Below are 14847 nucleotides of genomic sequence, written 5' to 3'. Positions count from 1 at the left end.
TTCCATGACACCCCGCCTCATCTGACCTGAATAAAATCAGCTACTTAGGTTTTGGCATGGCATTTGCTTTTAATCACCTCAGACAGAAGTGTCTGAAGGGATGGCGTATATGTCTGGACGTTCAAAAGGCTTTTCACTCGTCGAACTCATAATAGTCATAGCCCTGGCCACCATCTTAATGGCCATCGCCGCGCCCTCCATCATCTCCCAGTTGTCCCACTTGAGGCTTACAAGGACCGTGAGGGACGTAGCCACCGAGCTCAACGCCGCGCGCCTCAAGGCCATAGCCCAGAACACCTCCTTCCGGGTGGACTTCTCCGGCGGCACCTATAACCTCTGGATCTATAGCGGCGGCGCCTGGGTCGATTACCCAACGAGGGGGCAGGGAGAGCTGGGCGCAGGGATAGATATAACCTCGCCGGGCGATACTTTCTCCGTGCAGTTCTACACGAACGGGGCCGCTACCGCCACTACTATATGCGTCAATAATACCCAGAAGTCTGACGACAGGATGCAGATAAACGTGACAGGGACAACGGGCATGATAACCGTTTCCCAGGGGTGCTAAGTCATGAGATGGCGTACTGAAGACGGTTTCACCCTGATAGAGGTCGTTATAGCCATGACCATCCTTTCCATAGGCATACTGGGGATAGCCGGGCTCGCTGGGACCGCCGCGAAGAACTCCGGCTACAGCCAGTCGATGTCTCTCGCCAATAATCTCTCGCAGGAAAAGCTCGAGGCTCTTCTTAGCGTCGATTACAACAATATCCAGGTCACTGATACGACCGCGCCAAGGGCGGACTTGAGGAGGAACTGCACGCAGACGAGCGCTTCCGTCAGCAGGCCCGTATACTCATGCACGCCGGTAGACGCCACACTCACCTCAGGCAACAAGAGCTTCACCTGGTCGTATACGGTCACATATATCGATCTCAGCGGAAACGGGGTCGCCAACCCCACCCTTGACGGGCTGAAAAGGATAGATGTCACGGTTTCATGGACAGACGCGCTCTGGCACGCCACCAAGAGCGTCACCTTAGCAACCATGAGGACGAAAGGTTAAGACGATGGCCCACAATTGCATGTCACTCATAACAAGGCCCGGACGGTTCCGCGAAAGGGGTTTTACGCTGGTCGAGGTCCTCATAGCGATAGTGATAACCTCGGTCGTTTCCCTGGCCATCTACTCCCTTTACACTACCTTCTTCAAGCAGTCGCAGATCGAAGACCTGAAGGTAGAGGCACAGCAGAACGCGAGGGTCTCTCTTAACATGCTCGAAAGGGAATTGATGAACGCCGGATATGCCGCCGGTACCGCGGACGTCATAACCGACGCCACCTCAAGCCTGATCGAGTTCATATACACGGACCCTGAGACCGACACCTCTTTAAGCCTCACCGCCGGGAAAAGGCTCAAGGTCAAGTACTGGCTGCAGACCACCGGCGGCGTCCAGTACCTCGTAAAAAAGACCGACAACTTAAGTGACGCGACGACAGGCTCTACCGAGCAGGTGGCCCCGTACGTGAACAGCATAACATTTACCTATTACGACCTCGACGGCGCAGAGATCGCCGATACGTCGACTCAGCCAGACCGGAACAGCGTAAAGTTCGTGACCGTCAACATGGTGACGCGTACAAAGTCGAATATAGGGAGCACCGGAGCGCCGGCGACCTTTACGCTTGAAACACACATAAGGCTTCGTAACATCGGACTCGGGCAGGTCGCCAATGACAGCGATGCGCCAGCCGGCCCGACGGGCATCCAGGTGAGGGACCCGGGGCTTTGCGGCAGGCTCAAGGTGAAATGGACAAAGAACGCCGAGGGCGACGTCCTGGGCTACAAGATATATTACGGCGTCTCGTCCGGAAGCTATGAGGGCGTCGTGAACGTACCGACGACCATCCTTTCCGGGAGTAACTATACCTGTTCGGATACGGGCTCGGACTATGAGTGCACGATGGCGCCTGGTCTTCCGACGCTATCCTATTCGCCTTCCGATGGAAGCTCTACCACTACATATTACGTTGCTGTAAAGGCATATGACAATTCCCTCAACCACAGCGATTTTTCCTCCGAGGTCTACGGCAACCCGGCAGGGAGCAACTCTGTTTTCGACGCTGGCTCAGATGATTCGACCCTCAACCCCGTCAAGCCCTCCGCGGTAACAGGGTTTTCCGGCGCAAACGGCTCCTCGGACGGTCAGGTGGCCATTAGCTGGACAGCCTATGACACAACTAACAACCCGGACGTAATTGGCTTCAGGGTCTACAGGTCAGAGAGCCCCTTCTCCGATTACCCGCTCGACCCGGCGACCCAGACTGAGGTCGAGTGGATAGCCGGAGAGACTGGAAGCGGCAAACCAACTATATTGAGCCAGACAGCCACGAGCTTTACCGATACCGGCCTTACCGGCTGCCAGACGTATTATTACGCCATCGCCCCGGTCAAGTGCGACACGACCCTTATATCCGATTCCGGCGGCGATTCCGACGAGGAGAAGTACGTCCAGGACGATTACGACGCCACCTGCGGCGATGGCTCCACAGCCTGCTCCGCCGGAACCGGCTTTGCCTCTGTAACCGGCTCTGATACAGCCCCCAATGACTCAACCGCTCCGTCGGCCCCGTCAATTTCCGCTAACGCCGGATGGAAGAGGGTCGCGGTCTCCCTTACTCAGCCGCCGGTGTCGCCTCCGCCGGATGAGCCGGAGGTAAGCCATACATGCGTTTACGTCAACGAAAGCGCGACGTACCCTGAGCTTTTGACCGACACGGATACTTACCCGCTCGCTTCAGGCTGCTATCAGGTAAATACATCGATGACGCCGGACGCGAGGCTCATCCCCGACTCTGGCGGCGTATTTACGGTAGCAGAGCTGCAAAGGTCGCAGTCGACCTCATTTTGGCACGATTCGATGACACTTGAGAACCCTGGCCCGCCTGCGCTCGCCGATACCGGCACTTACTCTTACAGGGCTGTGGCCTTTAACCTGTGCTCAAGAGGGTCAGCCCCTACCGGCGCGCAGGATACGACGATACTTTGCGACGAGGATCCGCCCTCAGGCGAGAAGCCGCCGGCCGTAACCAGCGCGAGCGTCTCCTGCTGCTCAACACCAGTGTCACTTGCATGGACCCAGGTGCCGAGCGATACGAGCAACCCATTGGGCTCTACCCCGGATAACCCGTTCGACCTCGCCGGCTACAGGATATTCAGGTCGACGAGCGCGGATTTCTCGGCATCGACCATGATCTCCGGCGTGGCCCCCTACTGGGGATCGTCCTTTAACGACACCACAGCCTCGGAGGGCACGACATATTACTACCGTATCGTTACGACCGACTGCCCATATGAGAAGATGAACCCGTCTGAAGCTACCATACGGGCCAACATGATCTCCGGCTACCTCAACTCGGTTCTCCTCGGCCCTGTAATGCCCGGGAGCATCATAAGGGACGAGAAGTGCCCTGGCGCCGGGGGCTGCACGAAGGACGACCACAGGGCCGTGCTCACCGGGGTCGATATCGACAGCTCCACCGGCTCTGGCAACGGGTCTAGCTCTGTAACATCGGCGCAAAGGCACAATACCGTCACCATGTTCCTCAACAACACCAGCTCCGGCACCATGACCATAACCGGAGCGACCGTATACTGGGTGAACTCCTCGGCCTACTTAAGGGAGATAAAGATAGGCGGAGGCAGGAGCGGCATGGGTACGATTACCACGAGCCTTGCCGCTGGTCTTACGGCCTCCGGCGGCAGCTCGCCTTACACGAGAGTGGTCTCGAACGCCTCCCTTGCCTCATCGACTGTGCCAGCGGGAGCAAGGTACGTGCCCATGACCTTCACCTTCAAGGACGCAAGCGATAGCTATGTCGATATGCGGGACGACCAACTCCTCATAACGCTCCAGGTGACCAACGACTCTACCGGCGTATCTTCCTGCGTATCTTACCTGACCGTCTCGTTAAGTTCCGAAGGCATATCCGTGCCCTTCGGCCCGAGTATCACGGCCACGCAGCAGAACAAGCCTTCGAGCCCGACCTTCGGGTACGCCGTGCCAGGCTCTACCGGCCTTAACACAGTACCATCCGGGTCGGACGGGGAAGTCGTGGTCGATTCAGGCGCTACCGTCACGGTATCGGCCAGCATAGCAGGCAACACCACCGACGCGAGCACCGGCTCAAAGGTGGCTGTCTCTTCGGCTACCCTTTACTACAAGACAACCGTCAAGACGACGACCACGGCGCCGGCCTCCGGATATACTGCCGTAGCCATGACGAACACCGGCGGCAACATCTGGAGCGCGGACATCCCCGCCAGCGACGGCTACCGCGTCTGGTACTATATCGTCGCGGTCGACAACGACGGCAACTGGGACCGGGACCCGGAGATTGACTACGGGGCCTATGTCTACGACCAGATGGACTTTGACGTCTGCGACGTGACGCCGAGCGCGCCTGCGAACCTCACCTCCACGGGCGGCGCGGCATCCGCTCTTCTGTCATGGGATGCCGTTACAACCTACACCTCCGGCGCCTCTATCGACGCTTCTGACAGCATAACCTACAGGATATTCAGGAATGGGACTCAGCAAGGGAGCGACCAGGCCGGCCTTACCTATACCGATACCGTTGCCACGGGCGTATACAGCTATACGGTAAAGGCGCTTAATTCGTGCTCGACCGAGGAGCGCTTGAGCAGCGCCTCCAATACCGCCGCCACCTGCGTTGGCAGTACCAGCCAGGCGACCCTTTCCGTGAGCCCGACCTCGATATACAGGGGCGACAGCTTCGATGTGACGATAGTCGACTGTCTCGCCATGAGGAACGACGCCCCGTATACCTACGGAACGACGATAGAGACCATAAACACCACGGCAGGCTTTACCGGGTTCAAGACAACGAGCCTCGCTCCGGACGAGTACGCCCCGACCATAACCGAGACCGGCGCGGCCACAGGCACCTTCAACAAGACCATCACTACGACCAGCGACGTGACCGATAGCGGCAAGCTCCTGACGCTTACGACTGACACCATCTCGGTCTATTATCCTTACGCCTCGCCGACGACCAAGACCATAAGCGTTGTGGTAGACCCGTGCACCAATACCCCGAAGGCCCCTACGGGCTTAAGCGGCTCTGTCACAGGGCAGAATGTGACACTTTCATGGACGGCTGTAACGCAGAATACCGACAACTCGGCGATAACGGACCTTGCCGGCTACCGGGTCTACGAGAAGGTCTGCGCCAAGAACAAACCCAACTGCACCGGGAGCGACATAGTCGCCGACTGGTTCCTGCGTACTACGGCGGACTCGGGTTCTACCTCAGTTATTGTCGAGGGTGACCAGGGCAACCTGAACCAGAGGATATACTACTTCAAGCTTACGGCCTACGACACCTGCGGGACGCCGGAAGAGAGCGGGTATTCAAATGAGTGGAATGAGACGAACTGACAGGAGATCTACCCTTAAGGGGACGGCGGGGGACGAGCGTGGCTTTATCCTTATACTCGCGCTCGTCACCATGATGGCGATGACCATAATAGGCCTCAGCCTGGTGATGAACATGACCACCGACGTTCAGCTCTCGCGTAACGAGCGCGACGCCAAGACCGCCTTTCAGCTGGCGGAGGCTGGGATAAACGAGACGATGTCGAGGCTCCATCTGCCGACAGGGAACGCCAGGCACGTAGGGGAGCTCACAGGGGATGCCGGATACCGGACGACCACATGGAACTCGGACGGCTCAAAGGACTTCGGCGTCGACGTGGGAGGCGACAGGAATAGCGCCGATAACCTTAACTATGCCGTGACTATCAGCTACCTCGACGAGACGAACCCCGAAGGCTTCTGCGACAGCAATGGCGCAGGGCCAAACAATTCAGGGAACGCCTCTACCTCACCTGCATCCTGGACCTGCAACGCCAGCCCTGTCGAGATAGTCATGTACGGCAGGGACTTCAAGCTCGCCGACACCGCCACATACATAAGCTACGGCAAGCTCCCGGTATACGAGGTGACATCTGTAGGCACATCCAACGGCACGACCAGGACTGTCGTCGCCTATGTGGGCTCAAGCAACCTGAATACCGATACCGAAGGGGCCATCAATACCAACTCGTGCATCTCCATATCCGGAGGCGCATCTAATATAACCGGAGGCGTCAAGGAGGCAGGCGGCGGCGGCTGCACTACCTGCGACGACACCCTCGCCGGCTGCGCCGCCAAGGCAAACGACGACATGACCACATACCTGGGCGAGGATATATCCAAGATAATAGACTTCGCAAGCGAGAAGCATCAGTGCAAGAACGCCACATGCAGCGCTTCGGGTGACGATATGCCGGCGAGCGGCAAGATAGACACCGTTGTCCAGGACTGGGGCGACGCGGCCGGGGACACCTATTCGACCATGATCTACATAGACAACTCCGGAGGCAAGGAGGCCGAGATATCCGGCGACTTCACCGGGCGCGGCATACTTGTCGTCACCGGCGATCTCAAGCTCAGCGGGAGCCTCACCTATGAGGGGCTGATATACGTATTCGGCACGCTCACCCTTTCAGGCGGCGGCAGCGAGCTGAACGTCACAGGCGGCATAATGGCGGACAATACCGTCTCGATAAACGGCAATATAACGGTCTCATACGACCAGGCAACCCTTGAGGACGTCGCCAAGGAGAACAGCACTTCGTCGATAATCCTGTGGAAGAGGCTGTAGCAGGCTGCTCTAAAATATCCATCCGCGTAGTTGGCTTCAGAGGCTTCTACTACGGCGTACCAAAGAAGTACGCCTTTCTTCCTCGCTCCCCATTTCAATAGGGCCTCGCATATGGTTTTTCAAGCAGCCTGAACAAAACTGTGTTTTTCAATAATCTGCTATAGGGAACAGGCTCGCTCACCCAGGTAACCCACTGTCGCGAAAAAGGAAATTAGAAAAAGCTAAAGCCCTGTCCCTTTGCTCCGATATTATATTTAATTATAGGTCAATTAAAAGAAATCAGTTGACAATTATAGAACGTTGACATAGATTTCATCTAAATACGTTCAGGTCTGACCGACTTCTGATTTCTTCCGATAAAATACCCTGAAGGTGTTGTGACTTATGTGCTTGTGCCATGTCGAAAAATAATCTAAAAAAGATACGTGAGGGCATGCTCCTCAGCAAATCCGAACTCGCCAGGAAAGCCGGGGTCTCCTCGCTTACCATCGACAGGATCGAAAGGGGCTATGCCTGCAGGCTTGAGACGAAGCGGAAGATAATCTACGCGTTAGGGCTCAAGGTGACAGAAAAAGGCAAGGTCTTCCTGGATTGACGGGGGTGAAATGAATTTTTCGTTTACGAGGAAGAAGGACGCGGTGGCCTTCGATATCGGCTCCAACTCCATCAAGCTTGTGCAGATGAACCGGGCCAAGAAGGGCTGGGAACTCATCAAGATGGGCATGGCCGAGCTCCCGCCGGAGGCGATAGTGGACGGGTCCATCATCGACTCGATGACCGTCACGAACACCTTGAGGGACCTTGTAAAGGAACACGGCGTAAAGGTGAAGGACGCCGTATCCTCCCTCACAGGCCATTCCGTCATTATCAAGAAGGTCAGCTTCCCGGCGATGACCGAGGATGAGCTGGCCGACTCCATCCAGTGGGAGGCTGAGCAGTATATCCCGTTCCCCATCTCGGACGTAAACATCGACTTCCAGATACTCGGGGCCGACTCCGAGGGCAGGGGGCAGATGGACGTGATGCTCGTGGCCGTCAAGAAGGACGTCATAAACGACTACACCAACGTCATAAAGGAGGCGGGGCTCAACCCCGTCGTCATAGACGTCGATTCCTTCGCCCTTGAGAACATGATGGAGATAAACTACCCGATAGCCCCTGGTGAGAACATCGCCATGGTCAATATCGGCGCCAGCATAACAAGCATCAGCGTGATACTCGGGGGCCTCACCATATTCACCCGGTCCATACCCATGGGAGGCAACCAGTTCACCGAGGAGATACAGAGGCAATTGAGCGTTAGCTTCAGGGACGCGGAGGACCTGAAGACCGGAAGGAAAGCGGCCTCCGAGCAGGAATCTTCCGAGCTTGCCTCCTCCGTCGGGTCGGTATCCACCAACCTCACCTTCGAGGTCAAGAGGTCCCTTGATTTCTTCCTGGGCGGCGCGCAGGGCTCGTACGTCAGCAAGATATACCTCTCCGGCGGCGGGTCGAAGGTGGCTGGGCTGCAAAACCTGATGCAGGACAAGACCTCGATACCGGTGGAGGTCGTGAACCCCTTCAAGAGCATCGAGGCCAGCTCCAAGCAGTTCGACCGCGAGAGGCTCAAGGAGGCGGCGCCTTTCTTCGGCGTCGCGGTCGGCCTTGCCACAAGGAGGTTCGCCGACAGATGATACGCATAAACCTGCTGCCGGTAAGGGCGGCCAAGAAGAAAGAGTCGATAAGGTTCCAGCTCACGGTAGCCGGATTGGCCACATTTCTGGTGGCGGCCGTGTCGATAGCCTCCTACCTTGTCGTAGGGAGCGAGGCCAGTAGCCTCAACGGGCAGATAGCGGCCGGGAACCAGGAGCTAACCGACCTCAAGATGAAGATAGGCGAGCTCTCCAGGATAAAAGAGCAGAAGAGGATAGTTGAGGAGAAGCTCAGGATAATAACCCAGCTCGAGACCGGCAGGACCGGCCCGGTGAAGCTTCTTAAGAACATAAGCGAGGCGATTCCCCAGAAGGCCTGGATGAAGAGCCTCAAGGATGAAAGCTTCCAGATAACGATAGAGGGCTATGCCTCTGACGACGAGGTGGTAGCCGAGTTCATGAGGGGGCTTCAGAAGACCAACATGGGGACGGTAGAGCTCGACGTCGCCCAGAGGGTCGTTGAGAAGGAGGCTGGGGCCGAGGTGGTGAACTTCATCATCAGGCTTGAGAAGCAAAAACCGGCCAGGGAGACAAAGTAATGGCACTTTCCCTGAAGATAAACCTGGACTCCGTACTTAAGCTCCCCCTCTCGAAGAGGATAACGATAGCCGTAGCTGTGAACGTCGCCCTTGTCGGCATCCTGTACTGGTTCCTCATAGGCCCCAAGTACGTTGAGGTGAAGGAGCTCGATCAGCAGCTTCAGGAGCTTACCGTGAAGCTCAACGAGAACAGGCAGATAGCCGCCGACATCCCGAAGTACATAAGGGAGAAAGAAGAGATGGAGGCCAGGCTTGCCGCGGCTGTCGCCCAGCTCCCGAACGAGAAGGAGATACCGGACCTTATAGACGCAATAAGCAGCTCTGGCGAAAAATCCGGCCTGAAGATACAGATCTTCAAGCCCGGCAAGGAAATAGCGAAGGGCTTTTACGCGGAGGTCCCGGTCAAGATGACCGTCGAGGGCAGGTACGAGAGCCTCTACGAGTTCAGCGTAAAGATAGGCGGCCTGCCCAGGATAGTGAACCTCGGGAACCTGGACATTAAATCCCTCGGCCACAGGAACCGTGTGCCGGTATTGAAGGCTGACTTCGTGGCTACCACGTTCAGGTTCATACCGGCCGGTGAAGAAGGGGCGCAGAAGGAAGGGGAGAAGAAGGGAGCGAAGAAGAAGTAATGGCAAGGACCATCATTACGATCATCGTGCTGGCCATGCTTCCGTTCGTTGCCGCCTCTTGCAACAAGGCGGAGGAGACGGATCAGGTCCAGGTAAAAAGACCCGCCGTGCAGAAGAAGGCCGCCCCCGAAGAACAGCTCGCCCCGAAGGCCGAGGAGCATAAAGAAGGGGACGAACTCAGGCTCAGGAACCCGTTCCAGAGCCACCTCGTGGTAATGAGGGGCGTTGAGGGGGCCAAGAAGATAAAGGGGCCGCTCGAGTGCTGCGAGCTTAGCGCCTTCAAGCTCGTAGCGGTCGTGGTCGGGGTCGGAGAGGACTCCGGCTTTGCCCTCATACAGGCGCCGGACGGCAAGAGGTACGTCATAAGGCGCGGGGACGTCCTCGGCACAAGGGAAGGCAAGGTCGTGAAGCTCACCCCGAGAAGCGTCGTGGTGCGCGAGACGATAAGGGATGAAGATGGCAAGGTGAAATCCAGCGAAGAGATGGAACTCGGTTTACTTGAAAAGCAGAAGTAGGTGTGGGACCAATATAGCCGCCAAGGGCAGTAGTTTACGGAGGTCTTTATGAGTTTGAGAGAAGTTCGGTTGAGGCAGGCCCTCTTCGGTATCGTGCTCGGAGGCGCGCTTACCTTCTCAGGTTGCGCTTCTACAGGTCCCAAGGATATACAGGCAGGCCCTGGCGAGGAGGCCGGCGCGGCTTCTCCAGGCGAAGAAGCGAAGCTTTCCGTTGAGTATATAAACGTCGTCGGCGAGGGCGACAGGGTGCTCATAGGGACTACGGGGACCGTAAGGTACACGGTCTTCAAGCTCTCAGACCCGTCAAGGCTCATTGTAGATATGCCAGGAGTAGACCTCGGTAAGATCGCCCCGAGCCTTGCCGTGGGCAATGATTTTCTCGGTGAGATATCAACTGCCGCATATGGCGAGAACAAGGATATAGGCAGGATAACGATAGGCCTCAAGGAAGGGGTAGACCACGAGGTCAAGTCAGGCGAGAACAGCATACTCGTAAGCCTTAAAAAATCCGCCGATACGGCCGGTAGCGAGCCAGGCTCTGTTCTCATGGCGTCGAGCGAGGCCGTAACCGAGGTGCCTCTTGCCGAAGAGAGTGTACCCGCAAAGGAGGCGGTCTCCAGTGAGACGTCGGCTCCGGCGCAGGTAAAAGAAGAACCGGCTGGGAAGAGCGCGAAGCAGGCCTCAAAGGTAACCGCGATAGAATCGGCCACAGAGGACGGGAACACGGTAATAAAGGTCTTAACGGACGGGGTGGCCGGCAACAACACATCCTTCGCGCTCTCAAAGCCGGCAAGGATCGTGGTAGATATCTGGGGCGTCACCAATTCCACCGGGAAGGACTTGAAGAAGCTTGAGGATAAGTTCGTAAAGGGCGTAAGGATAGGGAGCTACGCCGACAAGACGCGCCTTGTCTTTGACGCGGCCGGTAAGACGCTCCCCCCGCACGCGATAAGCGTCGAGAATGACGCTATCGTCGTCACCATCGGCCCCGGCGTCAAGGCTGCAGCGCCGACGCCGGTACGGGCGGCTTCCCCTGAGGTAAAGCCGGTGGAAACGGCGCAACCAATGGTCATAGAGGCCCCTGTTGCCGCAGAAGCCATCGTGAAGGAGGCCGCGGTAGAGGCGATAGATTACAAGAAGGTCGCCGACAAGGGCAGGCTTACCATCACGACTTCAGCCAAGACCGAGTACCGGGTAAGGGAAGGCAAGGACGGCAAGACCATAGCCCTCGATATAAAGGGGGCGACCATCCCTGACGAGCTTGTAAGGACGCTCGATGCCTCAAAGCTCGGTACAACGGTCGTAAGCGTAAGCTCGTACCAGGACTCCGTGAGCCCCAGCTCTGTAAGGGTGCTCATCAAGCTCAAGGAGAAGGCCCGGTACAGCGTGCAGGAAGCCGGCAACGCGCTCGTCATAGACTTCTCGCAGCCTGTTCAGGAAGCCATGGTGGCGGCCGGGGAAGATAAGGTCATAACCGCGGAAGACGCCGCTGCCGTGCCCGAAAAGCAGTATACCGGCAAGAAGGTCGACCTCGACATGATGGACGCCAATATAGCCGACGTCCTGCGCCTCCTGGCTGAGATAAGCAACATGAACATCATAGCCTCTGATGACGTGAAGGGGACTATATCGTTAAGGCTCAAGAACGTGCCCTGGGACCAGGCCTTCGATATCATCATGAAGACGAAGGACCTCGACAGCGTCCAGCTCGGCAACGTCATAAGGGTCGCCCCGGCGATAAAGATAAGGCAGGAGCGCGAGGCCTTCCTTGCCTCCAAGAAGGCCGAAGAGAAGCTCGAGGAGATGGATATCGAGTTCGTGGCCATCAACTACGCCGTCGCCGAAGACCTCGTAAAACAGGTAAAGAGCGTCCTCTCCGACAGGGGGCAGGTCACGACAGATAAGCGCACCAATACCCTTATAGTGCAGGACATCAGGAAGGGGATCGAGTCGGCCAGGAACGTGATAACAAAGCTCGATACCTCGATACCGCAGGTCCTTATAGAAGCCAGGATAGTCGAGGCGTCATCGAGCTTCGCTCGCGACCTCGGCATACAGTGGGGCGCGGACTTCAAGACCGGCAGCAATACACACACCAATATCTTTGGTTCGTCCCCGCAGGTCGGCCAGTTCGGGGCCGACCCCAGTACGCAGACAGCGACCTTCGATGGCGACACAGTGGCTTACCCAGCCCAGAAGCAGGATTTTTCAGGGAATACAGGCGTTACCAACTACGCCGTTAACCTTCCGGCTACCGGTACCGCCGGGACTCTTGGAGCTCTCGGCTTCATATTCGGCAGGCTGGGCGACCCGTTGATCCTGGATCTCAGGATCTCGGCTGGTGAATCGCAGGGACAGCTTAAGACCATATCAAGGCCGAGGGTCACCACCCTTGACAACAAGGAAGCAAAGATAGAGCAGGGCGAGTCGATCCCGTTTGAGACGACCTCGGCCTCAGGCACCGCCACGACCTTCGTTGACGCCAACTTGAGCCTCACCGTCACCCCGCACATCACGCCCGACGGCAGCGTGCTCATGAACATAAAGGCGTCGAGGAACTCGATAGGCACGTTCAGGACGTCAGGCGGACAGCCCTCTATAAACAAGAAAGAGGCTACGACCGACGTGCTGGTAAAAGACGGCGAGACAACGGTCATCGGCGGCATAGTCATAACCGACAGGAACGATACCGACAAGGGCATACCTTACCTCAAGGATATCCCGGTGCTCGGATGGCTCTTCAAGAGCAAATCGACGACAGACTCTCAGACAGAGCTCCTTATATTCATAACGCCCAAGATAATGAAGGAGAAGGCGGTAGGCTAAAGGGCCAACTTTTTTAGCGGTCATAAAAAATGCACCCCGAAGGGTGCATTTTTTTATTTATGGGAGGGCTAAAAAGGTATATAAATATAGGCTAAACCGCAGGCCAAAAACATTTATTCGGGATGGAGAAGATGCTCAGATACCTGACAGCCGGAGAATCACACGGACCGGTCCTCACGGCCATCGTAGAAGGCATGCCGGCAGGACTTGAGATAACGGCCGCGCAGATAGACGCAGACCTGGCCAGAAGGCAGTCCGGATACGGCAGGGGCGCCAGGATGAAGATTGAGAAGGATGCCGTTGAGATAACCTCAGGCGTAAGGCACGGCGCTACACTTGGCTCTCCCGTAACCCTTCAGGTAAAAAACCGGGACTGGGAGAACTGGAAAGAGATCATGGCCCCCGGGGTCGTCTCTCCTTCGGCTGGGGCAAGCAGGATTGTGACCAGGCCGAGGCCAGGGCATGCCGACCTTTCCGGCGGGCTCAAGTACGGACACAGGGACTTAAGGAATGTGCTTGAACGTTCGAGCGCGAGGGAGACCACGATGAGGGTCGCCGCTGGTGCGCTCGCGAAGAGGCTCCTCGACGAGTTCGGCATAAAGGTCTACAGCTGGGTGGTGGAGATAGGCGGAGTGCACGCCGGCATTAAAGATGAGAAGGCAGAGGCCATTTTCAGGAGGGCGGAGGGCTCGGAGGTGAGGTGTCCTGACGCTCAAGCCTCGACCTCGATGATGAGGCGGATAGATAGCGCTAAAAAGGCAGGAGACAGCCTTGGAGGGGCTTTTGAGGTCGTTATTACGGGCGTCCCGCCCGGGCTCGGAAGCTATTCTCAATGGGACAGGAAGCTTAACGCAAGGCTCTCATTTGCCCTCATGTCCATTCAGGCGATAAAAGGGGTCGAGGTCGGCATGGGCTTCGAGGTAGCGTCGCGCCCCGGTTCAGAGGTCCATGACGCGATATTCTATTCGAAAAAGGGGAAGGCGGCAGGCTCATGGTGGCCTCAGACGCCGAGGTTTTTGAGGAAGACGAACAACGCTGGTGGTATAGAGGGCGGGATGTCGAACGGAGAGGCGATCGTGCTCCGGGCGGCCATGAAGCCGATACCGACGCTCTATAAGCCGCTCAAGTCCGTTGACATAGGCTCTAAAAAGCCTTTCGAGGCGAGCGTTGAGCGCTCTGACGTGACCGCTGTGCCGGCCGCAGCGGTGATCGCCGAATCGGTAGCCGCTTTTGAAGTCGCCAACGCTTTCGTTCAAAAGTTCGGCGGGGATTCGATCAAAGAGATAGCCCGCAATTACAAGGGGTATCTGAAGGAAATAGCGGCCTATTGATGAATATCGTACTTACCGGCTTCATGGGCACTGGAAAGTCGACCGTGGGGAGGCTCCTTGCCAGGCGGCTCGGGCTCAAGTTCGTTGACCTGGACGAGCTTATAGAGGCTGAGGCCGGGATGACGATCAAAGATATCTTTGCCTCAAAAGGCGAGCCATACTTCCGGGATCTCGAATCAGGCGTTGTTAAAAAGCTCGCCTCAGGGGCCTTCGGCAGCTCTCTTGTCGTCTCCACGGGAGGCGGGGCCGTTATCCGTCGAGAGAACCGCTCGCTCTTTAAGGCCTGGGGAAGGCTCGTCTGTCTGAGGGCGTCGGTAGACGAGGTGTTGAGGCGCGTTGGTGACAGGACCGACAGGCCGCTCCTTGCCAGACCTGACAGGAGAGAGGCTATAGAGACCCTCCTTGATGAAAGGGAGGCGGCTTACAGGGACTGCGACCTTGAGGTGGATACCACAGGTGTAAGCATCGAGAAGGTAGCTGAGAAGATTAGCAGTTTCATAGAGGGGCGCTGAAAACCCAAAATCGCGGAAGAAAAACGCTGAAGAAACAATCGCTTTGTGTTATAAGTTGATAAATCCTGTTAG

General features: G+C 56.9%; 12 protein-coding genes. All 12 read left to right on the top strand.

The genetic code is table 11. The annotated features are described in order from the left end of the window. Nucleotides 1-109 precede the first annotated feature (109 nt). The 12 genes from A2V21_302860 (at nucleotide 110) to A2V21_302805 (ending at nucleotide 14775) form a co-directional block, all read left to right on the top strand. Complete coding sequence (locus tag A2V21_302860; protein ID OIJ73297.1) at nucleotides 110-568, top strand: hypothetical protein; 459 nt, start codon at nucleotides 110-112, stop codon at nucleotides 566-568. Nucleotides 569-571: 3 nt separating this feature from the next. Beyond that, the gene (locus A2V21_302855; GenBank protein ID OIJ73296.1) at nucleotides 572-1066 is read left to right on the top strand and encodes a hypothetical protein; all 495 of its coding nucleotides are present in this window, start codon (nucleotides 572-574) and stop codon (nucleotides 1064-1066) included. Nucleotides 1067-1085: 19 nt separating this feature from the next. Further along, a complete protein-coding gene (locus A2V21_302850) occupies nucleotides 1086-5462 on the top strand; it encodes a hypothetical protein (GenBank protein OIJ73295.1) in 4377 nt (1458 codons plus the stop codon). Continuing rightward, a complete protein-coding gene (locus tag A2V21_302845) occupies nucleotides 5449-6729 on the top strand; it encodes a hypothetical protein (GenBank protein OIJ73294.1) in 1281 nt (426 codons plus the stop codon). The genes A2V21_302850 and A2V21_302845 overlap by 14 nt, the downstream gene beginning before the upstream one ends. 397 nt (nucleotides 6730-7126) lie before the next feature. Further along, nucleotides 7127-7324, top strand: a complete 198-nt coding sequence (locus A2V21_302840) for a transcriptional regulator (GenBank protein OIJ73293.1) — start codon at nucleotides 7127-7129, stop codon at nucleotides 7322-7324. 10 nt (nucleotides 7325-7334) lie between these two features. Next, nucleotides 7335-8402: a pilus assembly protein PilM gene (locus A2V21_302835; protein ID OIJ73292.1), complete on the top strand. Its 1068-nt coding sequence runs from the start codon at nucleotides 7335-7337 to the stop codon at nucleotides 8400-8402. Further along, nucleotides 8399-8959, top strand: a complete 561-nt coding sequence (locus A2V21_302830) for a hypothetical protein (protein OIJ73291.1) — start codon at nucleotides 8399-8401, stop codon at nucleotides 8957-8959. Before A2V21_302835 ends, A2V21_302830 begins: the two co-directional genes overlap by 4 nt. Next, nucleotides 8959-9591, top strand: coding sequence for a hypothetical protein (locus tag A2V21_302825; GenBank protein OIJ73290.1), 633 nt, complete (start codon nucleotides 8959-8961; stop codon nucleotides 9589-9591). Before A2V21_302830 ends, A2V21_302825 begins: the two co-directional genes overlap by 1 nt. After that, the gene (locus A2V21_302820) at nucleotides 9591-10106 is read left to right on the top strand and encodes a hypothetical protein (protein ID OIJ73289.1); all 516 of its coding nucleotides are present in this window, start codon (nucleotides 9591-9593) and stop codon (nucleotides 10104-10106) included. The genes A2V21_302825 and A2V21_302820 overlap by 1 nt, the downstream gene beginning before the upstream one ends. Before the next feature lie 69 nt (nucleotides 10107-10175). Further along, entirely contained in the window at nucleotides 10176-12932 is a 2757-nt protein-coding gene (locus A2V21_302815; GenBank protein ID OIJ73288.1) for a hypothetical protein, read from the top strand. Between the two features lie 131 nt (nucleotides 12933-13063). After that, nucleotides 13064-14263, top strand: a complete 1200-nt coding sequence (locus tag A2V21_302810; GenBank protein ID OIJ75024.1) for a chorismate synthase — start codon at nucleotides 13064-13066, stop codon at nucleotides 14261-14263. Next, entirely contained in the window at nucleotides 14263-14775 is a 513-nt protein-coding gene (locus A2V21_302805) for a hypothetical protein (protein OIJ73287.1), read from the top strand. The genes A2V21_302810 and A2V21_302805 overlap by 1 nt, the downstream gene beginning before the upstream one ends. Nucleotides 14776-14847 lie beyond the last annotated feature (72 nt).

It is taken from the genome of Deltaproteobacteria bacterium GWC2_55_46 (genome assembly GCA_001595385.3).
Lineage (GTDB): Bacteria > Desulfobacterota > GWC2-55-46 > GWC2-55-46 > GWC2-55-46 > UBA5799.
The sequence above is the reverse complement of the archived record's forward strand: the minus strand, read 5'-3'. Positions and strand labels throughout refer to the sequence as shown.

Coding starts and splice junctions, on each gene's coding strand:
- A2V21_302860 (OIJ73297.1), top strand. CDS start 110: ATGTCTGGACGTTCAAAAGGCTTTTCACTCGTCGAACTCATAATAGTC.
- A2V21_302855 (OIJ73296.1), top strand. CDS start 572: ATGAGATGGCGTACTGAAGACGGTTTCACCCTGATAGAGGTCGTTATA.
- A2V21_302850 (OIJ73295.1), top strand. CDS start 1,086: ATGTCACTCATAACAAGGCCCGGACGGTTCCGCGAAAGGGGTTTTACG.
- A2V21_302845 (OIJ73294.1), top strand. CDS start 5,449: ATGAGACGAACTGACAGGAGATCTACCCTTAAGGGGACGGCGGGGGAC.
- A2V21_302840 (OIJ73293.1), top strand. CDS start 7,127: ATGTCGAAAAATAATCTAAAAAAGATACGTGAGGGCATGCTCCTCAGC.
- A2V21_302835 (OIJ73292.1), top strand. CDS start 7,335: ATGAATTTTTCGTTTACGAGGAAGAAGGACGCGGTGGCCTTCGATATC.
- A2V21_302830 (OIJ73291.1), top strand. CDS start 8,399: ATGATACGCATAAACCTGCTGCCGGTAAGGGCGGCCAAGAAGAAAGAG.
- A2V21_302825 (OIJ73290.1), top strand. CDS start 8,959: ATGGCACTTTCCCTGAAGATAAACCTGGACTCCGTACTTAAGCTCCCC.
- A2V21_302820 (OIJ73289.1), top strand. CDS start 9,591: ATGGCAAGGACCATCATTACGATCATCGTGCTGGCCATGCTTCCGTTC.
- A2V21_302810 (OIJ75024.1), top strand. CDS start 13,064: ATGCTCAGATACCTGACAGCCGGAGAATCACACGGACCGGTCCTCACG.
- A2V21_302805 (OIJ73287.1), top strand. CDS start 14,263: ATGAATATCGTACTTACCGGCTTCATGGGCACTGGAAAGTCGACCGTG.